A 20,671-nucleotide genomic window follows, 5' to 3' on the forward strand; every position below is an offset into this window, starting at 1 on the left:
TTCAGCATCATAGATTTACTTTACCAAGTTTTACATTGTATCCAATTTTTTATAAGGAGGTTGGCTTGTGGAATTAGAAATTAGAAAGATTGTCACCATCCAAGAAGAAACATTTATCGAAGGCTTCAAAAAGGCACAGAATCCAGTCCGTATTGCAGCTGCTTTAGCAGTTATCAAAAATCCATATGCAGGTAGGTATGTTGAAGATCTTCTTCCTTTAATTAAAACGTATTCCGAAAAGTTGGGAGAAATATTACCAAAAAAAGCAATGGAGTCGTTAGGAATTACTGGTGAAGAGGTTGAAGCATACGGAAAAGGAGCTCTTATTGGTTTGGATGGAGAAATTGAGCATGGCTCAGCTATCATTCATACGCTCACTTTCGGAAATCCATTTCGCACACTATGTGGAAACGCGGAAACACTTCTTCCTTCTGCTGAAAAAAGAGGGAATGCAGGTTCCACTCTCGATTTAGCTATTAAGCATAAGATGGATGCAAAAATTAGGAGCCATCATATGACCTTTGAGATTCGTATCCCGGATGCGCCAAGAAATGATGAAATTGTTATTGCTGCAGTAGTAACAACTAGCGGCCGGGCACATCCACGGATTGGCTCTTTACATAAAGAGCTTGAGGGAGTTTTTCCTTCATGAGTGAAAGCATAGGTTTTATAGGGCTAGGCAAAATGGGATTACCTATGGCTAAAAATCTATTAAAAAAAGGCTATTACGTTTTTGGATTAGATGTTGACCAAACTGCCATGTCTGAATTTCAATCCTTCGGTGGAAACATCGGAAAAATAGAGGACTGGGTTCACGATGTCCAGTTTATTCTCCTCATGCTCCCCTCCTCTACGATCGTTAACAAAGTTTTGCAGGAAATACTTGACGCCTATTCTTCTGAAAAAAATATTCAACAAGAATCTCTTATGATAATTGATATGAGCAGCTCGTACCCTACCGAAACAAGGAAAAATTGTGAAAGATTAGATTCCCATCATATTTGCTTTATCGATGCTCCAGTTAGCGGTGGAGTAAAAAAAGCGATCGATGGATCCTTAACCGTAATGGCAGGAGGAACTTCTGAACATTTCGAAAGATGTAAGCGTTTGTTAGGTGCATTAGGGAGCAATCTTTTCCATATAGGTCCTGTAGGTAGCGGACATTTAATGAAAGCCATTAATAATTACCTATCCGCTACTCATCTTCTTGCGTCTTGTGAAGCTGTTCAATTATTGGAAGCATTTGACGTTCAACCTGAACAGGCAATTCATGTCATCAATCAAAGTACTGGCAAAAGCGGTTCTACTGAGTATAAGTTTCCTAATTTCATCTTAAATGAAGAGTACAACTCAGGTTTTACTCTCGATTTATTGAGAAAGGATGTAGAAATGGCAAAGCAAATATTTATAGATGCTCAAGCAGCCACTTCTATGCCGCAGCTTGTTTTTGAAAAATTCAACGAGGCAAGCAAAGCTCTTGAAAAAAATGCCGACCACACAGAGATTAACAGATTCGTTTCATCCTATTTATTAAAAAGGGGGATTTCCAATGAAGAAAGTAAGAAAAATGTTACTGGCTGCTCTGACCCTAGTATTCGCGTTCGGTCTAGCAGCATGTAGCAGCGGTTCATCCACTCAAAAAACAGAAGGAAATTCTAAGGGGACAGCGGAAGGAACAGAAAGTAAAGAAAGCGGAGTACAAGAAATAACCATTAAAATTTCACACGTTGTTGCTGAAAACACACCAAAGCACCAAGGTGCATTGAAGATGAAAGAAGTCATTGAAGCCGAATCTGGCGGTAAGATCAAAGTCCAAGTGTATCCAAACAGCTCATTGTTTGGGGATAAAGACGAATATCAGAATCTAGTTGCTAATAACGCTCAATTCATTATCCCGGATATGTCTAAGCTTGTAGGAAACGATCCAGGCTTTAATATTCCCGCTATGCCGTTTTTATTTAAAAGTGATGAAGCAGCAGAAGCTTTCTGGGATGGAGAAAAAGGACAGGAAATTTTCAAACGTTTAGAAAAAGATGGTGTTCTCGGTAGTGCATTTTGGCCAAATGGAACCAAACATATGACAAATGATAAACATCCGATTAGTAAGCCAGAAGACCTTGAAGGAATGAAAATTCGTACACAAGGCGGTCAATTACTCGAAGCTCTTTATGCTAAACTAGGTGCAGGTTCAACATCAATCCCATTTGCAGAGCTTTATACAGCCTTACAGCAGGGAACGGTTGATGGGCAAGAAAATACATTCAGTAATATTGAATCAAAGAAGTTTGATGAAGTACAAAAATATATGACAATTATGGGCCATACTCGTGTTGACTATGCATTATTAACAAATACGAAGTTTTGGAACAGCCTGAACGAAGAAACATTAGCTGTTGTTCAAAAAGGAATCGATGAAGCTACAAAGATTGCTAGAGAGTCTGCAGCAAAATTAAATGAAGATGCTCTAGAAAAAATGAAAGCTAACGGAAAAATTGAAATTAATGAGTTATCTGAAGAGGAGATTGCGGAATTCAAAAAGTTTCTTGAACCAGTATACAAAGAGTGGGCAGAGATAATTGGTGCTGATATTATCAAAGACGCTGAGAGCAGATAATTCTTAAGGAGAAAACCGCAACCATGCGGTTTTCTTTTTTATAAGCTAAGTCAGTAATTGTTGCTGCTTTAGCCATATGTGTGCATGTGAAAGGGTTTTATTTGGGATGAAAACATTCGAGAACATGTGCACATATGGCGGTTTGTACATCACCAAGATAATTTAACAAAGCCTTTTTATATAATCGAAAAGTAAAAAGACCCCAACCTAATGGCTGGAATCTCCTTTTGTTTATCTTCCTTTGAAAGCTTATACAGACACAGTCCTTTTTAGTCTTTCACATATTTCGTCCCCTACTTCGTTTGTTGAAGCAGTCCCGCCAATATCGGGTGTTTTAATGCCATCATTCGTAACATCCTCTAAAACGTCAAGGAGCTTTTTCCCTAACTCAACTTCTCCAAAATGATCAAGCATCATTTTTGCCGTCCAGATTTGGCCAATTGGATTAGAAATTCCTTTTCCATAAATATCAGGAGCTGATCCATGAACAGGCTCAAACATCGATGGGTACTTTCCGTTTAAATTAATATTCGCAGCCGGAGCAATTCCAATGCTTCCCATAATAGCGCCGCCGATGTCTGTTAATATATCTCCAAATAAATTACTTGCGACAATCACATCAAATATTTGTGGTCTCGTAACAAAAAAGGCTGCTAATGCATCAATATGGAACGAATCTGTTTTAATATCAGCATAATCCGATTTAACATCTTTAAAAACCTCATCCCAAAAAGGCATAGAGTGAAAGATTCCATTGGATTTCGTTGCAGAAGTCACATGCCCCCTTCTTTTTTTCGCTAGCTCAAAGGCATACCTCATCGCACGTTCTGTCCCTTTTCTAGTAAAGACAGCATTTTGAATGGATAGTTCATCTTCCCCTTTATGAATTCTTCCCCCTACCTCACTATATTCTCCCTCACTATTTTCTCTAACGACAATCAGATCAAAATCGTTAGGATTAACGAGCGGAGACCTTAGCCCTTTAAAATATTTGGCTGGGCGAATATTAATGGATTGCTCGAATTCTCTTCTAATTTTAATGAGAAGGCCCCATAAAGACACGTGGTCCGCAATGATTGCAGGGTTGCCAATGGCCCCTAGAAAAATAGAATCAAAGTTTGCAAGTGTTTTCAATCCATCATCAGGCATCATTTTTCCATGTTCCATATAGTAATCACAGCTCCATGGGAATTCTTGATACTCAAATTTCAATCCTCCATGAACCTCAGCTACTGTATCTAGAACCTTTAATGAAACCGGCACTACCTCTTTCCCAATTCCATCCCCAGGTATTACGGCTATTTCATATTTTCTCATTTTCACACAGCTCCCTTATTTGTTTTTTGATGATAATTTTCATATTTGGCTATTTCCTGCTCATACAAATCACCGCCATGTGAATCATAAGCTACGAGTAGTGGAAAATCCTCTACTTCCAATCTCCGAATAGCTTCAGGGCCAAGATCTTCATAGGCAACAACCACTTCTGCCTTAATTCTTCTGCTCAAAATAGTAGATAAGCCGCCAATGGCTGCAAAGGAAATAGCCCCATACTGCTGACAGGCTTCCTTTACCATATCTCTCCTCGGGCCTTTTCCGATTGTTCCAACTACTCCGTATTCATACATAGCCGGTGCGTAAGGATCCATTCTGAATGCTGTAGTCGGTGCAACGGGTCCTATCACTTGGCCGGGCTTAGGCGGACAAGGGCCTGCATAAAAAATAACTTCACCTTTTAAATCTACTGGCAATGGTTCGTCTTTTTCGAGCAGCTCAACCATCCTTTTATGAGCTGCATCTCTAGCCATATAAATCGTTCCTGATAGCAGAACCGTATCTCCTATTTTTAGGTTTTCAACATCTGCCTTACTGATGGGTGTTTTCAGTCGGTACTCCGTCATTTCTTCCATCCCTCCAATATCTTGAAAAATACGATTAAATGACCACAGATTTTTTCCGCGCAGCATGACATTGAATATTTACAGCAACAGGCAGTGCTGTAATATGGCATGCATATGTTTCAATCGGCACCCATAGAGCTGTGCTTGTACCGCCAAGGCCTTGAGGGCCGATTCCGGTGTTATTAATTGCCTCTAGCAATTCTGCTTCAAGCTTTGCGATATGAGGTTCTGGATTATGAACACCCACCTCTCTGAGAACAGCATGTTTCGCAAGTGACGTTACTTTATCAAAGCTTCCGCCAATTCCTACTCCGACCACAACGGGCGGACACGCTTTTCCCCCAGCCTCTTTAATGGTCTGTATAACAAAATTCTTAACTCCCTCGGCACCTTCACCAGGCAATAAAAATTTCATAGCACTCATATTTTCACTGCCTCCGCCTTTTGGCAGGACTGTAATCTTAATTTGATCCCCTGGAACAATTTCTGTATGTACAACGGCGGGGGTATTGTCTCCTGTATTTACACGTAATAATGGGTCTCCAACTACTGATTTTCGCAGATAGCCTTCTCTATAGCCTGTACGCACACCTTCCTGTATAGCATCAAGATAATTTCCTCCAGTTATATGCACGTCCTGTCCCATCTCCACGAACACAACGGCCATGCCTGTATCATGGCAATACGGCATATGATTCGTTTTTGCCTCTTCTGCGTTTTCTAGCAGCTGTTGCAGAATAGATTTCCCTATTGGAGAAGCTTCGGTTTTTTCAGCCTGTCTGAATCCTGCCAATACATCCTCGGGCAAATAGTAGCATGCTTCCCAGCAAAGCTTTGCTACACTTTCTGTCAGCACTTCCGCATCTACAATTCTCATCTTATCTCTCCTTTTCTTTAATAAGCTGAACTAAGTTTTCAAGATCTTCTTTTGTATGTTCTATTAATCTTTTTGCTGCCTTTTCTGAATTTCTTTCTTTAATTGCTTCGAAAATTTGCCTGTGTCCATTTAAAATTGTTTCAGCTCGGTTAGCCCCTTCAAGATTTAGTAACCTATAATAGTGTGTTAAGGAATGAAGCTCATTGACTAGCTTTTTTAATCGTAAATTCCCGCTAATATGAATGATTAGCTCATGAAATCCAGAGTTGCATGCTACAATCTCCTCTTTCTCCTTTCTATTAATGGCCTCTTCAGTTTCTAACAAAATGCTTTCTAGCTCATTTATTTGTGCTTCAGATGCCCTCACTGCTGCTAGAGCTACGGCTTTTGATTCAAGGGCGAGCCGGCAATCATAAATATCTTGGACATCTTGTAACGAAGGCTTATAAACGATTATTTGTGATTTGTCATCCATTATGAGTAATCCTTCATTAATTAATGCCCGTATAGCTTCGCGAACTGGACTTCTGCTTATTGCGAATTGTTTCGCTAATTGTGATTCGTACATTCTATCACCCGGCTTGTAAATTCCTTCCCAAATCCCCTTTTTAATGGTTTGCTGAATCTGCTCATAAAATGGAAGAGCCCTTTCTAGTGAATTTTGATCCACAATAAGTGTCTCCTTACTATTTAGTCTGTCTTGTGTCGGCTGTCGACGCCGCTATATTCATAATATTATTTATTATCAGAAATTTCAATAATTATTTAATGCTAAATAGCATTTGCTTCCATTATTACAAATGAAAAAATAGGTACTATTTCCAATTAAGGATTTAGTACCTACTAGCCTAACTACCTTTTCTTCTTTTTCGAATTATCTACTACAGGTTTATTCTTTTTAACCGTTTCTAAGATTATTTGTACATTTATATTTTTTTCATCTACATTTTTAACACTGACAATTTTTCCTTTACGGCCTTTAATGTGTAGTTCCTCACCTTCTGTTGGAACACGTTTAAGCAGCTGGCACAGTAACTTATTTTTGTTTTCAAAAAAATGAACAGCAAACATTTTTGGATCACCTATTTTCATATAGTATTTGTTACACACTTTGTAACCTCTATATAAAATATTGGATGGCTGCTAGAATTAGACCAAAAACTATAAAAAAACTCTAGGTAAAAATCTACCTAGAGTTCACATCTATTTACATTCTACTAAAGCCTTCAGCATCGTTCCATTCTTCGCAAAATCCGAATGCCAAGAAAGTGCTTTTTCTAATACATGAGGTGTGTGGCCGCCTCTTGTTAAGGCTTCATGATAATATTCTCGAAGCTGCTCGCGATACATCGGATGAGTGCAGTTTTCAATAATTAATTCGACACGCTGTCTAGGAGCTAGCCCGCGGAGGTCCGCATAGCCTTGCTCTGTTACAATCACGTCAACATCATGCTCTGTATGGTCAACATGGGATGCGAACGGAACGATACTAGAGATTTTACCATCTTTCGCAATGGACTTTGTCACAAAAATCGCTAGACGAGCATTTCTAGCAAAGTCACCAGAACCTCCAATTCCGTTCATCATTTTAGTTCCAAGTACATGTGTGGAGTTTACATTTCCGTAAATATCTAATTCCAAAGCTGAATTTATTGAAATCAATCCGAGTCTGCGGATAATTTCTGGATGATTCGATATTTCTTGTGGTCTCATCAAAATTCGGTCGCGATACTGATCAAAGTTTGAGAAAACTTGCTTCATTTTTGATTCAGATAATGTGATGGAACAGCAGGAGGCAAAACGGACCTTTCCTGCATCCATTAAATCAAAAACGGCGTCCTGCAATACTTCCGAATACACTTCCAAGTCCTCAAACTCTGAATCTAGCATTCCATGAAGAACCGCATTGGCAACGGAGCCTATTCCAGATTGCAATGGAGCAAGCTTTTCTGTTAATCTCCCGGCTGCTATTTCTTTACGGAGAAATTCCAGTAAATGCCCGGCCATCACTTTTGTTTCCTCATCTGGCGGGACTATTGTTGAAGGAGAATCATCCTGATTTGTAAAGACAATGCCTTTTATCTTCTCGATATCTACTTTTATGCCTGTCGACCCAATACGGTCATCCGCCTTCGTTAGTGGAATAGGCTCTCTTTCCCCTTGCCTTCCAGGTGCAAATAAATCATGCAAGCCTTCCAATTCCGGTGTTTGGGCAAGATTGATTTCAATAATAATGGATTTGGCATGCTGAGCAAACGTTAATGAATTTCCGATTGATGTAGTTGGTATAATTTGTCCATCCTCTGTAATCGAAACCGCTTCCAAAATAGCGAAATCAATAGGATCCATTACATTTGCGCGAATTAACTCTGCAGTGTGTGATAAATGCTGGTCAACGAATAAGAAGTCCCCCTGATTAATTCCTCTTCTCATCGTTGGATCAGCTTGGAAAGGCAAACGCTTATTAATGATCCCAGCCTCTGCAAACAATTTATCAACATCAGAACCTAAAGAAGCCCCTGTATATACATTGACTTTGAAGTTTTCAGTTTTGGCTCTTTCTATTAAAGCAAATGGTACCGCTTTCACGTCTCCCGCACGTGTAAAGCCGCTTAAACCAAGAGTCATGCCACCTTGAATCCATGATGCCGCTTCCTCAGGTGTGACAACACGATCTTGTAAACTAGTGTTTTTTATACGTTCATACCCCTTATTCATTCTCCCAACCCTCTCCCACTATATATAATTATTTTACCTATTAAAAACAGGAGAAAGGAGTTTTTGGATTAAATAGCAGAAAATTAGGACAGAACAGAAAATTTTTCGTACAAAGCAGAATATCTCTGATCTGCTTTGACTTTTTGAACGATTTCTTCCCTTGATATGTCCGTCCAGCACCACTGCTTGGACTTTTTGAACGACTTCTTCCCTTGATATGTCCGTCCAGCACCACTGCTTGGACTTTTTGAACGACTTCTTCCTTTGAAATGTCCGTCCAGCACCACTGCTTGGACTTTTTAAACGACTTCTTCCTTTGAAATGTCCTCCCAGCACCGCTGCTTGGACTTTGTGAACGACTACTTCCCTCGAAATGTCAGTGCAGCATTTAAAATCCTAATAATTTTCGAAAATAGCTAGAATACGACTGACTGACTGTTAGGTGGTCTCCATTATTCATGGCTAGAATAAATGTTGAATATGTATCGGGATAAATTTCCTTAATATGATTGACATTGACAATATAAGACCGGTGACAACGGATAAAATAATCTTTAGGCAATAAATATTCAAATTCCTGAAGGGCATATTTATGTGTACCCGAATACTCTTCTGTATGGACGAACGTTTTCTTATCCTTTGCTTCAATATAAACTACTTTTGAAAAGGGGGTCGGTTTCCAGCCGTCATGGCTCCTTACAGTCACAACCGCTTTCCCATCAGTTAAAGCAGGATAAATAGCAGTGACACAGCCCTCTAGAACTCCGTCATGATGAAATGGAACGGCCATTCCATGGTATGGAACTCCAAATACATCCCGATTGATAAATTCTGAAGCTTTATTCCCTGTGGCAATGGCCTTATAGGCGATTGTCCCATCCTTTAAAGGGTCTCCCGGCTTGATTTTTAAATCTACACGTTTACTCGGCCGGTAATAAATATATTCTTTTGTGTTAGAAACCGCAATTGAAATTTCATCTGAAAACAGTTCACCAATTACATCTAATAGTGAGCTTACTGAAATACTCTTCATTTCCTGCATTCCTTCCAAAAAATAGAACTAGTTTAATATTACAATGTTTTAAAAGAAGATTCTATCTGAATTCTGATGCTTATGAGTGCTCCTGTTTTAATTAATATTATACAACGTTGAAAATTTCTGCGAACCGCTTCATACAATCTTTCGTTTCCTTAAAAAAGATTCATTCTTAAAGAATTTTTGCGTTCACTTCAAAATCCTCTCAACATATCAGGCTCATGTACTCCCCTATTTTTTAATTCCCACTCCCATGTATATGCCTTATACTTAATAAAACGCTTTTTATAAGGGAGAGACAACTTGCAGTGAAATTGAAAACGGATGAAGAACTTATAGAATTAATTGTTCAAAATCATCGCCCTGCACTTGAAGAACTGTATGATCGCTACGTAAAGCTTGTCTACAGCTTCTCCTTTAAAATGTCAAAGGGAGATACAGAGAAAACAAAGGAGATTGTTCAGCAAGTTTTTCTCAGACTTTGGACCACAAAACAAACCTATAGCTCTTCAAAAGGAAAGTTTCCAAATTGGATTCTTACCATTACTAGAAACATTGCAATTGATCTCATTCGGAAGGAACAAAAGCATTCAGCATCGATTCAGCTAGAATCAAACGAATGGGGACAAATCGAAGATCAGCATACAGTGGGTGTACCGGAGCAGGTTTCAAAAAGTCTATTAAAGCATCAAATTCAAGAAGCAAAGCAGCAGCTCTCAGAACCACAGCAGCGCCTAATTAATTTATTATACTGGGAAGGCTACTCATTAAGTGAAATTGCAGAACTGGAACAAAAGCCGCTTGGTACGATAAAAAGCAGACTGCACCAAACCTTGAAAAAATTGCGGAAATATTTTAAAGAAGAAACGGAGGGGGTTCGGCATGGAAACAAATAAATGTGAAAACCTGTCTCTATTTATAATTGATCAGCTGTCAAAACATGAAAAGAAACAGTTTGAAATTCACCTTAAAACATGTGCCGAATGTCGGAATGAAGTCAATTCCCTTCAGGAAACATGGCAAATGCTCTCTTATGATATTGAAGAAACTGAGGTTCCAAATTCCTTAAAAGATGAGGTTATGAATTTTATTTTTGATGAAAATAATATACCAGCACAAATTAATAAAAAGCAAAGTTTTTTTGAACAATTAAAAGGAATTTTAGCTAAGCACTTCTCACCATTATCTGCAGGTATAATGGCAGTTTTAGCAATAGGCTTAACAGGATTGATTTGGCATAACCTTCAATTGAAAGATTCCATTACAGCATTAGAAAACAAAGCCTTTTCTCCTTCGCAAATTGTAAAAACGATTGATTTAAAAGGGCAGGATTTAGCGGCTTCAGCAAATGGGATTGCCTACCTTTTACAGGATGGTCATGACACAAGTCATCTTATTATCGAATTAAACAATATGCCGATGACAAATAACGATGAGGTTTATCAAGTATGGCTATTAAAAAATGGGAACCGCCAAAATGCAGGGACGTTGAAACCCGACCAAAGCGGGAATGGCTTGCTCACTTACCAGTTGCCGAAGGATCACGCTTTTGATGCAATCGGGATTACCTTAGAACCAAATGCTGGCAATACTCAGCCTAAGGGTAAAAAAGTGATGGGAACCCTATAAAGTAATTCGAGCCCCATGGCAAGGTGTTACTTACCATGAGGCTCGTTCAAAAACCCCTACTCTATTTTGAATCCGCGTATTTAACATAAAGGGCTTGACTTGTATTCTTGATTATACAGCCCTCTAAATCTTCATCCTTTAAAAATCCTAAATTTAAGGCTGACTTAATTTTTGCTTCATCTGGTTTCTTCTGGATAAGGTCCATTAGATTTAATTCTTCTAATCGATGAACTGTCGCTTCCTGCTCGTATTTCTCTGTTATCCTTATTTGTCTTTGCAATTTATAGTCATCTATCGTTAGTTCACCTTTTGCATTTATTCCAAAAGCCATGTCAAAGTATTGATTAAAAGCCTTTTTTAATTCATCTAATTGCATTTCAATTTCTTTCTTCCTGCGGTTTAATTCATTGTAATTAGCCACCATTTCTCTCGTAATGAAAGTGTTCTGATTACCCAACCTTATCCCCTCATTCCACATATACTATTTCATCTTATTGTGAAATGCGAAAGAATATTCCCATTTTTCATTACTTGTCCGCTTACTTTTCTATCGTCCTTGCCAGCACAGCCCCGAAGACAAGCCCCCATACTGGTGCACTAATATGCAGAAAGGATATGCCTGATAGCGTTACAATAAAGGCAGCCATGGCGCTTAATCGATAGCGGTTTTCCGAAAAACCCATTTGAATGCTGGAATGCAAAACACCTATAAGAGCAAATCCAGCTAGTAATGAAACAAAGGCTTGTGGCAATGATTGAATGAACGGGACAATTTTCCAAGCGAAAATCCCGAAAAGGATAATGACAATTCCCGATACGACAGAAGCCATATACCTTTTCGAGCGGGGACCTGAATCAGGCCCCGAACATATAGCTGTCATCATTCCCGCAATATTGGCGCTTTGTCCTCCGAAAAAACTGGCGATAATGGAAAATAATCCGCTTATGGAAATGATTTTTCGAATGGGCGGCTTATAATCGGAGCTTTCTAGGGCACCTACTCCCGGTGCCGCATCATTACTCAAAATTAGCATAGCGAGAGGAAGCGCTACTGTCAGTATCCCAAACCAAGTAAACTCTGGCATCTGCAAGGTGGGCAAGAAAAAGGCAATTTCCTTTGCAGGCTCCAGCTTCTGAGTAAATAACAGCGCAATAAAAGCTACAACGACAGCAGCCAACACTGGCGGTACCCGCTTCAAATATCTTGAACAAAGAAAGAAACTGACGACTGCGGATCCTCCAACTAAGGGCATTGCCTTAACAGCAGGAACCAATTGCACTACATAACCGGTAACTAGCCCTCCAAGCATCGCAGCAATAACCTCTTTCGGCACCCATTTAATAATCTTTGTAAAGAGGCCCGATATTCCGATCAAAAGTATAAGTAACCCCGATAGCACATAACTGCCTATTAACTGTGGATAGGTAAATTGCGCTGTGACCGTGGCTAGAAAGGCAACACCCGTAATGGAGTGACCCCCAGTAATCGGGATCCTGTATCGCAATGCCATCATCAATCCTAACAATCCGCCGAAAAAATAGACAGCAAACATCCAGCTAATGGTCTGTTGATCCGTAAATCCTCCGGCTGCAGCTGCCTGTAAGATGATAATAGCTGGACCTGTCATAACCAATGTACTAGATATCAATCCCGTTGAGACGTTTTCTCCTTTTACATCCTGCAGAAGCATGCGCTGTCTAAATTTCCCCTTTGGAACAAACCCACTTTCGCTTATCTTTGGCAATCCCACTTGATCCACTCCCAAACAATCTTCATTATTACTACCTATCATTAGGGCAGAAGGAATGAACTGTCAAATAATTCAATTCCTTTTCACCTAACCATTATTAGAAGATTCCTATTTTAAAAAATATTTATATAAATATCAAACCGTTTTGTAAAACCTATCGTTTACTTAAGTGTAGCAAAAAAATATTTAATTAGGAGAGTGTAAGCATGAAACGATTAACTTTAACGGTAGTAATGATTTTAATGTCCCTTTCGCTGCTGGCTACTTCTGTAGTTGCCGCAGTACCTGATTTCCAAACGCTTGGTTTTCCAAATGTCGTTGCTGAGAAAGAAATTGATCCTAGCAAAGCTGATTCCATTACATATGGAAATGTTAAAATTGATATCCCTGAGGGCACATTCTTAAACCCTGTAAATTTCCAAGTATTAGAAGGCCCAATAGCTGATTTCCAAAAGAATGCACCTGAGGATGAAACTGTTTTAATGAATTTCGCGTTTAAGGTAACGGATCTTTCAACGAATGAGATTATTGGCAAGTTTGAGAAAGCTGTTATGTTTAGCTACACAAATGATAAAGTAAATGCAGACAGCAAATATTATGATACTTTAGTTGACGGAACGTTTTCTTTAAATAAAGTGCCAGCAACAATTGAAGGGACTACCCTGTCTCACCCAATTAAAGGTGCACCAGTTGGGTGGGCGGTAACTTCTGCTGCAATACCAGTAAAGAACGCTACTTCGCCAGTTACAGGCATGAATATGACACCATGGGCAATTGGAGGCTCTGCTCTCCTTCTTGCAGGGATAGTACTGCCATTGTTCGCACGTCGCCGTATGAATTAACCAATGAATCCAAAAACACTTAAAAAGGTATCTGGAGGATTACTGGTTTTGGGCATATTTGTCCTCCTTTTCCCTTTTGTTCAATTAGGCTATTCTAAAGCCATGTCCCAAGCCTTGCAGGAAGAAGCCCAATCCCAGTTCATTCCAGAAGGCTCTTCAGCAAGTCCATCACAAGAAATTACTGCAGGCCTTCATGCGGGAAAGAAACCAACCGCAAAGATGAGCCAAACTGAACCAATTCTTCAAACCTATCAAACCGGACTTTACCCTAAACCAGCTCCAGAACTAACCGCAAAACCGAAAACAGGCGAAATCATCGGAATGCTCACCATTCCAAGTCTCGGAATTAATGAAGCGATTTTAGAAGGAACTGGAAAGAGAGAGTTAGCCAAAGCACCCGGGCATCTGCCAGATAGCGTTTTTCCTGGGCAAATTGGTACGAGTATCATCGCAGCTCACAATTCATCTTCCTTCCGTCATCTAGATATGCTTTCAGAGGGAATGGAATTTACCGTGACAACAGAACAAGGTGTGTTTACCTTTTCAGTGACCAGGCAGCGGATTTTACATGTAGAGGATATACTGCCCGATATGGCTTACCCATCCATAGCACTTGAAACTTGCTATCCTTTAGATGCCTTATATTTAACAGACAGGCGCTTATTTGTTGAAGCAGCTCTCATAAAAAGCGAAATAAAGTAAAAAAACTTATTAAATTTCTATAATTAAAAAAGGCAGCTTCCCTCATATATAAGGTGCTGCCTTTTTTAATATGCTAAGGAGGCGTTTATCCTACGTATAATCTACTATTTCCCTATTAAAAATTTCATGCAATACTAAATGCTCCTTCCTATTTACAACAGCTCTTTCTTTAGCACGAAGGGATCCATTTGGAAGGGAAAACATATGATTAATCTGTTTAGGGAATGTTCGATGTGGAACAGTAATTTTTTCAATTTTTGTAGAGAATGGTTTTTTGGCACCTACATGAAAGCCCCAATCACCAAAGGAAGGAATAACAGTATGGTAAGGTTCCGTATAAAAACCTGCGGCTTCCATTGTCCGGCCAATACTCCAAAAGACAATTGGCGTTTCATCAATTGAGTTTGACTGACAAACTATTTTTCCGTCCACAGCTAATAAATCATAAAGCTGTTGATATAGCTCTAACGTATATAGATTAGCCAATAATGGAACTGTAGGGTCAGGAAAGTCTATTATGATAAGGTTGTATTGACTTCTATTTTTCTCCACAAATTCAACTGCATCTTGTGGGTAAACATGTACCCTTTTATCAAAAAAAGCTCTGTCATCCATAGCTGTCATTTCCGGTACATTTCGTGCAACATCCAAAACTTTTTCATCCAAATCAACTAAATTGGATGTTTTAAAGCCACAAAAAGTGTACAGACACAAGATCATCCGCGAGACTGGGGATTTTGTTCACAGTTCCAAATAGCATATTTTGGTTCCCGACAAAAGAAGACCTCACTCTTACAAAGGTGTAGTGAGGTCCCATCGGTATGACATGCTTATTCATTATTCGCTTTCCCTGTTTTAAATAAAAAGAACGATATTAATCCTGAAAAAAGGGCAGCACCCGTAGAAATAATCACTCTTGTTTGATAATCAAGAATCGAATAATCTTTATGAAGCATCCACATGGCTGCAGCACCAACTATAAGCATAATTGGAATGACCAAGGCTAAATGTCTCATTATCTTTACATCCTCCTACATAAGGCAAGCCAAGAAACTAAATTAGAATTTGAGCGCCAATGTATAGCGCCATTCCCCATATGATTATAGCAGATATTTGGTTCATCTTCTTTAAAAAGCGCCCGCTCGTATCGAACTCTCCTACTTTCCTCCCAACGAGTGCTAAACTGAAGAACCATATCCACGAAATACCGATACATGCTAAAGAAAACGCCCATTTTTCTAAGTCTTCATAGGCTAAAGAACTTGTGCCAATAACGCCTATTGTATCCATAATAGCATGCGGATTCAGCAAAGAAACCGATGCCGCAAACGTGATCTGACGCTTTGTTGAAAAGGAAACCTCCTGTTTGTCACTCTTTACCTCAGGTTCGCTTTTCCAAATGGACCAGCCCATATAGGCTAAAAAAAAGAAGCCGACAATAAAGATTACGTTTTTGATCCATACAAAGCTAAACACAATTATCGATACACCCATTACAGCCAAAAGAATTAAGATCGTATCACAAATTCCTGCAGTAATAACTGCTGGCAATGCTCTTACAAATCGCTTTTGTGTCGCCCCTTGGTTAAAAACAAATACATTTTGCACACCTTAATGGCAGGATGAGTCCAAAAGCAAGAATGGCTCCGTGAAGAAATGCCTCTGTCATAATGCCCTCCCAAATTTTTCTTATGTATTCAATCAAAATTAGAATTCGGAGGTTAGGAAAGAATAAGTTTTTTAATCAATTAAACTAGCACTGTACCAAATTCATTAACATGTAGTATATCATAAATTGGAATTTTGGCTGTAATTTTTTAGCATCCTCAGGCTTTCTTCCTTATTAAAAACAGCCGGAAGAATACATTTCCCGGCTGTTTTGTTAATCTATTTTCATTGCTTCCTTCTGTAAATAAGGTTTCCGGCTGCCCTTGCCCATTGAGAAGAAAGCAGTCCCAAAAGCAAATAAAACGAATATTCCACCAGCTATTGGATTTAGATCTACAGACGATGTCTGCTCGATCACTAGTCCCCCTATTAATGAACCTAAAGCAATTCCAATATGGACAGCAGAATTATTTAAGGTTTGCTGAATATCCGAAGCACCAGCAGAAATTTCAATTAAATAACTTTGCATAGGAGGTGTGATCGCCCAGCTAAGCAAACTATACACACCTAGGATCATTAGAAAAATCGGCAGTGAAAATGTTGTAAATGGAATCATAAACATCGATAGCGCAAAAAGTGCCGTAACTGATAGAATGGTAGTCTTAGTGCCAAAACGATCAGCAAGCAAGCCTCCGATTCCACCTCCCACTACCGCTGCAATACCAAAAACTAAATATACAATACTAACCCACTGACCATCCATACCCATTTTCATTTTTAGAAAAGGAGTCAAGTAACCGTAAAACGTTAAATGTCCTGCCAGAAAAATAATGGACGTTAATTGCGCAAGTAAAATTCTTCGATTCTTCAAAGTCTTAAGCTGAACCCCAATAGGAACAGCTGGCTTAGGTGGGATTTTTCCTAAAAAGAAATACACACCTGCCATCGAAACGAGGGTAAGGATTGATATCAGGACAAAAGGCGCGCGCCAGCCAAATGAATTTCCTAGCATTAATCCAATTGGAATGCCTAATACAAGAGAGCCGCTCACTCCCATAAATACAACCGAAATAGCACGAGTACGGTATTTTTCATCGACAATGGCTGGGACTATCGTTAAGCATAAAGCGATAAGCAATGAGCCGCTTGCTGCTGATATGATACGCCCCACTAGTAAAATACTATAATTGGGGCTGAATACAGCAATCACATTCCCAAGCAAAAATACTGCTAGAGATATCAAGGTAAGCTGCTTACGGTCCACTCTCTGGGTTACAGTTAACAAAATAGGCGCGGCAATCGCAAATGAAAGCGAAAAGGCCGTCATAAGAAAACCTGCCTGCCCTAGACTTACATCTAAATCATTTGCTACTAAATCAAGTAAACCACCTATAATTAACTCCACCATCCCAACTACAAATGAGACAATGGCCAATAAATACACACGTTTATTCATCAAGTAAGACCTCCTAAAGTACCTTACTCATGTTAACGATTTATTCGCCTTAAAACAAGTGGTAATCCCACCAATTTTAAATTATGGAATTTTTCGCAAACGATAATTATACGAAAAAAAGCCTCGATTGGCGAATTAATCCAAAATTGAGGCTTTCATTATTTAATTACTTTGCTTTTGTAGCCATTCACGGCCAAAATCAATAAGCAGCCGCTGCTTCATGAGCTTGCACGTGGCTAAACCAATTTGGCAAGATTTAATTGGATGTTTCTCTTCAAACTCTTTCCCTAAAGCATCAAATGAATCTGAATCATAAACAATTTCTTCGTATGTTTTCCATACTGGTTCGTTATTTTCAAATAAAGCAGTCCCTTTTTGGACCTTCTTTCTATTAACGATTGCATGTTCAGCAAAATGCAATGAAGTATTGCTATCATGCTGCACCCCTAGCAATAATACATAACCATCCAATTCATAGATTTTGGCTAAAGGAGATTCAAGTCCAAATCCCTCTTCCAAAGGCTGTAGAGATAATATGTACTCCGCATGCTTTCCCCACGCTGCAAATGAATAAGTTGGGTGCAAGCTCCTCTTAACCCCTGGGAAGGTTCTAAAGGCTTCAACAATTTTCCCCATTCCCGTTGTTGGTGTGAAATGTGGATCATATGCAGGTGTTTCCTCACGAATAATCGGCCACCATTCCTCCGGTACAGGAGGGTTTTGCCATTCTGCAGGATCTGAATTATCCGCTGTTTGAGTTGGCATAATAATAGTCCCCTCTTCCCCAACAGTTTCCATCAGGGCTTGGACAACAGCTACTGGCCCTCCGCAAACCCACCCAAGTGCACTTAAGGACGAATGGACAATGACAACCATTCCCTTTTCTAAGCCAAGATTTTGAAAATCCTTATGCAAACTTGATCTTGTGTTAGGTGTTTTCATTTGATAAATAGCGTTTACTTCACTCATCTTGCCTTACGACTCCATTCTTCCTTTAATATGGCATAATAAAATTCATCCCACCAGTCATTCCCCTGTGGAATGCATTTCTTAAAAAACCCTTCTCTTCTCATGCCGATTTTCTCCATAACACGGTATGATGGAGTATTCTCAGGCTGGCATGTAGCTATAATTCTATGTAACTTCATGTCTTCAAAACCAAATTTCAATAAAGCTTCTGCTGCCTCTGAGGCATATCCCCTATTCTGAAACTCCTGTTTAAACACCCAGCCAATCTCATAAGTATGCTCACCAAAAAATTTTTCAAAAGCGATGTGACCAATTAGAATATTTTCATTCTTTAATAGTACAGGAAATTTTACCGCTTGATCAACTGAATTTTTGATGACAAACTCCTTTGCATCCTCTTCCGAAAAAACCCCTTCTGGAATATATTTCATAACAATAGGGTCAGAGGTATACTTGTAGACTGCTTGCCAATCATCAAAAATAAATTTCCGGATGATTAATCTTTCTGTTTGTATGAACATTATCTTTACTCGCCTTTCCTATTAACCTTCATTTTTTTGTAAACGCTTCATTATATTTCGACAAAAAAACCTTTACCTCCTGCTTAAATTCAAACAGCCATAGAAGTGTGTCCCCGTTGCCAACTATTGAACCTTCTTAATAAATAATTTATTATTATAATAATTATAAAAAGTTTTCGTTAATCCTCTGAGCATATTCATTAATATTCGACATGTCCACTAAACCTGCTCATTCTCCATAGAAAAGATATTTTGAGGATCTAAACTTCGCAAAAATAGGTTGCGATTGATAAAGTGAAACTTCAATCAGTGGGGGGCCAATGCACAGGACGTGCTAGTGCCGACAAAGACATTAGATAGTGGCGATCTTAGTAGGCCTCATCGCCCACTGATTGTTAGTTGAACTAATCGGGCCTTTACGGGCTGTTGATCCCCTACTTAGAAATTTTTGTTTTACTCAACTTCTTGAAGTGAGGGTCTTACAGCCCGTTAATCTGCGATAAAGGGGAAGAACTGTTCATGCCTACTCGAAACACGAAACTAAAGTTAACAACATTCCTCATTTATTTTATCTTCACGATCGTACCCTCACTTTTAATCAGCTTTTTACTGACGGTACAAAAAATGGAGTTTTATGAAAATGAGTATAAAGAGGAGGCGTACAGAAATGCAGACCTTCATTCAAAAAGCATCGACAACTTTATTGGTGAAACGTCTGGCCGGCTTGAAATGCTTGCTACGTTAATCAAGGTACAGCAATTTAGCTTTAACCATATAGATGAAGTATTGAAGGAAACCCATAAACAGGATAATCGGTTTTCCGGCTTTTATTGGGCCAATCCAAAGGGAGATATTCTAATAAGTTCAAACTCTCCTTTTACCCCTGTAAATATAAGTGATCGCGAATATTTCCAGAAAGCGGTTGAAATCGGAAAAACGAGTATATCTGAAGCACATTTTGGTCGGGTTACAGGAAATTATATTATCACATTAGCTACTCCTGTTATCGAGAATCATAGGGTCATAGGTGTATTGCTTGCTAGTTTAAATATAAATACATTAGAGGCTAATTTATCTTCCCTTTTGAATGATGAAGAAATTTTCATATCTGATGATAAGGGAATAACCATCATGCAAGCAGGGGCGTTACATACAAATGAAAAATATGTCCTGAAAGAATTAAGCTTAGACCGTTTACCATGGACGTTAACAGCAAGAATTAGCTATGATGATAAACATTTACGCCTCGAAGCCTTTATAACTTACTTTTTTATAGCATTTATTTTTACAAATATCCTATTGCTCTTAATCTACAATTTCCGCTTAAAATGGAGAGCAAAATTAGAGAAAGAACAGTATGAGTTTCAGAAGATGGAGCTGATTGGTAATCTGGCAGCCAGCACAGCCCATGAAATTAGAAACCCTCTTACTGGAATTAGCGGTTTGATAAAATTATTAAGCGAAGAATATCATGATAAAAAAGCCCAGAATTATTTCGAGGTAATACAAATTGAAATTGATCGAATCAATTCAATCGTCAGTGAGCTTTTATTTCTAGGACGGCCTACAGCCTATACATATAAAACATACAATATAAACGAAATATTGAAAGAGATCGAACCCATTTTACAATCTGAAGCGAATTATATGAACGTACAGCTATCAATCTTCTACTCTACTAAAGATCCACATATTTCCTGTGTTAAAGATCATTTAAAACAAGTCATTCTAAATCTTAGCAAGAATTCCTTACATGCAATGCCTAACGGTGGGCAGCTTACCATTTCTATAGAAAGCGATTCAGCAAGCTGCATGATTAATGTAAAAGATACCGGAATAGGGATTCCTAATGAAGAACTCGAGAAAATATTCCATCCATTTTTTACAAAGAAAAAAGATGGCTCTGGTATCGGATTAACCGTCTGCAAACGAATTATTGATTCCTATAATGGAAGCATTTCGATTGAAAGCACAGTAAATGTGGGAACTCAGGTAAACATGATGATTCCTTTAGTAAGGAATCGCAAAGAAGATATCTCTTAAGGAT

General features: G+C 38.8%; 22 protein-coding genes and 1 pseudogene. 8 read left to right on the forward strand and 15 right to left on the reverse strand.

All coding sequences use genetic code 11. From position 1 onward, the window contains the following. Positions 1-67 precede the first annotated feature (67 nt). The 3 genes from V7122_RS12610 to V7122_RS12620 are packed head-to-tail and all read left to right on the forward strand — an operon-like array spanning position 68 to position 2,614. On the forward strand, positions 68-652 hold the full coding sequence (locus V7122_RS12610) for an amino acid synthesis family protein (RefSeq protein ID WP_335527030.1): 585 nt from the start codon (positions 68-70) through the stop codon (positions 650-652). Continuing rightward, on the forward strand, positions 649-1,620 hold the full coding sequence (locus tag V7122_RS12615) for an NAD(P)-dependent oxidoreductase (RefSeq protein ID WP_335527033.1): 972 nt from the start codon (positions 649-651) through the stop codon (positions 1,618-1,620). Before V7122_RS12610 ends, V7122_RS12615 begins: the two co-directional genes overlap by 4 nt. Further along, on the forward strand, positions 1,550-2,614 hold the full coding sequence (locus V7122_RS12620) for a DctP family TRAP transporter solute-binding subunit (protein ID WP_335527034.1): 1,065 nt from the start codon (positions 1,550-1,552) through the stop codon (positions 2,612-2,614). The genes V7122_RS12615 and V7122_RS12620 overlap by 71 nt, the downstream gene beginning before the upstream one ends. Positions 2,615-2,863: 249 nt before the next feature. Here the strand turns inward: V7122_RS12620 and V7122_RS12625 are convergent, their stop codons facing one another. The 7 genes from V7122_RS12625 to V7122_RS12655 all read right to left on the reverse strand — a co-directional run bounded on the left by V7122_RS12625 (position 2,864) and on the right by V7122_RS12655 (position 9,143). Further along, on the reverse strand, positions 2,864-3,931 hold the full coding sequence (locus V7122_RS12625; RefSeq protein WP_335527036.1) for a tartrate dehydrogenase: 1,068 nt from the start codon (positions 3,929-3,931) through the stop codon (positions 2,864-2,866). 2 nt (positions 3,932-3,933) lie between these two features. Next, positions 3,934-4,515: a FumA C-terminus/TtdB family hydratase beta subunit gene (locus V7122_RS12630; RefSeq protein ID WP_335347606.1), complete on the reverse strand. Its 582-nt coding sequence runs from the start codon at positions 4,513-4,515 to the stop codon at positions 3,934-3,936. Positions 4,516-4,549: 34 nt separating this feature from the next. Beyond that, the gene (locus V7122_RS12635) at positions 4,550-5,392 is read right to left on the reverse strand and encodes a fumarate hydratase (protein WP_335347605.1); all 843 of its coding nucleotides are present in this window, start codon (positions 5,390-5,392) and stop codon (positions 4,550-4,552) included. Position 5,393: 1 nt separating this feature from the next. Further along, positions 5,394-6,062: a GntR family transcriptional regulator gene (locus V7122_RS12640; RefSeq protein WP_335347604.1), complete on the reverse strand. Its 669-nt coding sequence runs from the start codon at positions 6,060-6,062 to the stop codon at positions 5,394-5,396. A 182-nt stretch (positions 6,063-6,244) separates the two neighbouring features. Beyond that, positions 6,245-6,463: a hypothetical protein gene (locus V7122_RS12645; protein WP_335347603.1), complete on the reverse strand. Its 219-nt coding sequence runs from the start codon at positions 6,461-6,463 to the stop codon at positions 6,245-6,247. Positions 6,464-6,595: 132 nt separating this feature from the next. Then, positions 6,596-8,110, reverse strand: a complete 1,515-nt coding sequence (locus V7122_RS12650) for an acetyl-CoA hydrolase/transferase family protein (RefSeq protein WP_335527038.1) — start codon at positions 8,108-8,110, stop codon at positions 6,596-6,598. A gap of 388 nt (positions 8,111-8,498) precedes the next feature. Then, on the reverse strand, positions 8,499-9,143 hold the full coding sequence (locus tag V7122_RS12655; protein WP_335527040.1) for a LytTR family DNA-binding domain-containing protein: 645 nt from the start codon (positions 9,141-9,143) through the stop codon (positions 8,499-8,501). A gap of 311 nt (positions 9,144-9,454) precedes the next feature. On the opposite strand from V7122_RS12655, the gene V7122_RS12660 reads away from it, so the two are divergent. After that, a complete protein-coding gene (locus V7122_RS12660; protein ID WP_335527042.1) occupies positions 9,455-10,042 on the forward strand; it encodes an RNA polymerase sigma factor in 588 nt (195 codons plus the stop codon). Beyond that, on the forward strand, positions 10,029-10,775 hold the full coding sequence (locus tag V7122_RS12665) for an anti-sigma factor (RefSeq protein ID WP_335527044.1): 747 nt from the start codon (positions 10,029-10,031) through the stop codon (positions 10,773-10,775). The genes V7122_RS12660 and V7122_RS12665 overlap by 14 nt, the downstream gene beginning before the upstream one ends. A gap of 61 nt (positions 10,776-10,836) precedes the next feature. On the opposite strand, the gene V7122_RS12670 is transcribed toward V7122_RS12665, so the two are convergent. Together V7122_RS12670 and V7122_RS12675 are read right to left on the reverse strand one after the other, a co-directional pair. Then, complete coding sequence (locus V7122_RS12670; RefSeq protein ID WP_335344993.1) at positions 10,837-11,232, reverse strand: hypothetical protein; 396 nt, start codon at positions 11,230-11,232, stop codon at positions 10,837-10,839. 82 nt (positions 11,233-11,314) lie between these two features. Continuing rightward, positions 11,315-12,526: a benzoate/H(+) symporter BenE family transporter gene (locus tag V7122_RS12675; protein ID WP_335527046.1), complete on the reverse strand. Its 1,212-nt coding sequence runs from the start codon at positions 12,524-12,526 to the stop codon at positions 11,315-11,317. A gap of 206 nt (positions 12,527-12,732) precedes the next feature. On the opposite strand from V7122_RS12675, the gene V7122_RS12680 reads away from it, so the two are divergent. After that, on the forward strand, positions 12,733-13,368 hold the full coding sequence (locus V7122_RS12680) for a hypothetical protein (protein WP_335527047.1): 636 nt from the start codon (positions 12,733-12,735) through the stop codon (positions 13,366-13,368). Between the two features lie 48 nt (positions 13,369-13,416). Further along, the gene (locus tag V7122_RS12685) at positions 13,417-14,070 is read left to right on the forward strand and encodes a class D sortase (RefSeq protein WP_335527049.1); all 654 of its coding nucleotides are present in this window, start codon (positions 13,417-13,419) and stop codon (positions 14,068-14,070) included. Between the two features lie 90 nt (positions 14,071-14,160). Here the strand turns inward: V7122_RS12685 and V7122_RS12690 are convergent, their stop codons facing one another. The 6 genes and pseudogenes from V7122_RS12690 to V7122_RS12715 form a co-directional block, all read right to left on the reverse strand. Beyond that, positions 14,161-14,790, reverse strand: coding sequence for a spermidine synthase (locus V7122_RS12690; protein ID WP_335527050.1), 630 nt, complete (start codon positions 14,788-14,790; stop codon positions 14,161-14,163). Positions 14,791-14,900: 110 nt separating this feature from the next. Continuing rightward, the gene (locus tag V7122_RS12695) at positions 14,901-15,086 is read right to left on the reverse strand and encodes a histidine kinase (RefSeq protein WP_335527051.1); all 186 of its coding nucleotides are present in this window, start codon (positions 15,084-15,086) and stop codon (positions 14,901-14,903) included. Positions 15,087-15,123: 37 nt separating this feature from the next. Further along, a pseudogene (locus V7122_RS12700) lies at positions 15,124-15,739 on the reverse strand (LysE/ArgO family amino acid transporter). A 213-nt stretch (positions 15,740-15,952) separates the two neighbouring features. Then, positions 15,953-17,134 carry an MFS transporter gene (locus V7122_RS12705; protein ID WP_335527053.1) on the reverse strand — a complete coding sequence of 394 codons (1,182 nt, stop codon included), beginning with the start codon at positions 17,132-17,134 and terminating at the stop codon, positions 15,953-15,955. Positions 17,135-17,296: 162 nt separating this feature from the next. Then, positions 17,297-18,103 carry an aminoglycoside N(3)-acetyltransferase gene (locus V7122_RS12710; protein WP_335527054.1) on the reverse strand — a complete coding sequence of 269 codons (807 nt, stop codon included), beginning with the start codon at positions 18,101-18,103 and terminating at the stop codon, positions 17,297-17,299. Next, on the reverse strand, positions 18,100-18,624 hold the full coding sequence (locus tag V7122_RS12715) for a GNAT family N-acetyltransferase (RefSeq protein ID WP_335527055.1): 525 nt from the start codon (positions 18,622-18,624) through the stop codon (positions 18,100-18,102). The genes V7122_RS12710 and V7122_RS12715 overlap by 4 nt, the downstream gene beginning before the upstream one ends. Before the next feature lie 519 nt (positions 18,625-19,143). Here V7122_RS12715 and V7122_RS12720 point away from each other — a divergent pair. Then, on the forward strand, positions 19,144-20,667 hold the full coding sequence (locus tag V7122_RS12720) for an ATP-binding protein (RefSeq protein WP_335527057.1): 1,524 nt from the start codon (positions 19,144-19,146) through the stop codon (positions 20,665-20,667). Positions 20,668-20,671 lie beyond the last annotated feature (4 nt).

Source organism: Bacillus sp. JJ1532 (genome assembly GCF_036965085.1).
GTDB lineage: Bacteria > Bacillota > Bacilli > Bacillales > Cytobacillaceae > Cytobacillus.

Excerpts from the sequence above, each read along its gene's own strand:
- V7122_RS12615 (WP_335527033.1), top strand. The coding sequence starts at position 649 with ATGAGTGAAAGCATAGGTTTTATAGGGCTAGGCAAAATGGGATTACCT.
- V7122_RS12620 (WP_335527034.1), top strand. The coding sequence starts at position 1,550 with ATGAAGAAAGTAAGAAAAATGTTACTGGCTGCTCTGACCCTAGTATTC.
- V7122_RS12625 (WP_335527036.1), bottom strand. The coding sequence starts at position 3,931 with ATGAGAAAATATGAAATAGCCGTAATACCTGGGGATGGAATTGGGAAA.
- V7122_RS12630 (WP_335347606.1), bottom strand. The coding sequence starts at position 4,515 with ATGACGGAGTACCGACTGAAAACACCCATCAGTAAGGCAGATGTTGAA.
- V7122_RS12635 (WP_335347605.1), bottom strand. The coding sequence starts at position 5,392 with ATGAGAATTGTAGATGCGGAAGTGCTGACAGAAAGTGTAGCAAAGCTT.
- V7122_RS12645 (WP_335347603.1), bottom strand. The coding sequence starts at position 6,463 with ATGTTTGCTGTTCATTTTTTTGAAAACAAAAATAAGTTACTGTGCCAG.
- V7122_RS12650 (WP_335527038.1), bottom strand. The coding sequence starts at position 8,110 with ATGAATAAGGGGTATGAACGTATAAAAAACACTAGTTTACAAGATCGT.
- V7122_RS12655 (WP_335527040.1), bottom strand. The coding sequence starts at position 9,143 with ATGAAGAGTATTTCAGTAAGCTCACTATTAGATGTAATTGGTGAACTG.
- V7122_RS12665 (WP_335527044.1), top strand. The coding sequence starts at position 10,029 with ATGGAAACAAATAAATGTGAAAACCTGTCTCTATTTATAATTGATCAG.
- V7122_RS12680 (WP_335527047.1), top strand. The coding sequence starts at position 12,733 with ATGAAACGATTAACTTTAACGGTAGTAATGATTTTAATGTCCCTTTCG.
- V7122_RS12690 (WP_335527050.1), bottom strand. The coding sequence starts at position 14,790 with ATGATCTTGTGTCTGTACACTTTTTGTGGCTTTAAAACATCCAATTTA.
- V7122_RS12695 (WP_335527051.1), bottom strand. The coding sequence starts at position 15,086 with ATGAGACATTTAGCCTTGGTCATTCCAATTATGCTTATAGTTGGTGCT.
- V7122_RS12705 (WP_335527053.1), bottom strand. The coding sequence starts at position 17,134 with ATGAATAAACGTGTGTATTTATTGGCCATTGTCTCATTTGTAGTTGGG.
- V7122_RS12710 (WP_335527054.1), bottom strand. The coding sequence starts at position 18,103 with ATGAGTGAAGTAAACGCTATTTATCAAATGAAAACACCTAACACAAGA.
- V7122_RS12715 (WP_335527055.1), bottom strand. The coding sequence starts at position 18,624 with ATGTTCATACAAACAGAAAGATTAATCATCCGGAAATTTATTTTTGAT.
- V7122_RS12720 (WP_335527057.1), top strand. The coding sequence starts at position 19,144 with ATGCCTACTCGAAACACGAAACTAAAGTTAACAACATTCCTCATTTAT.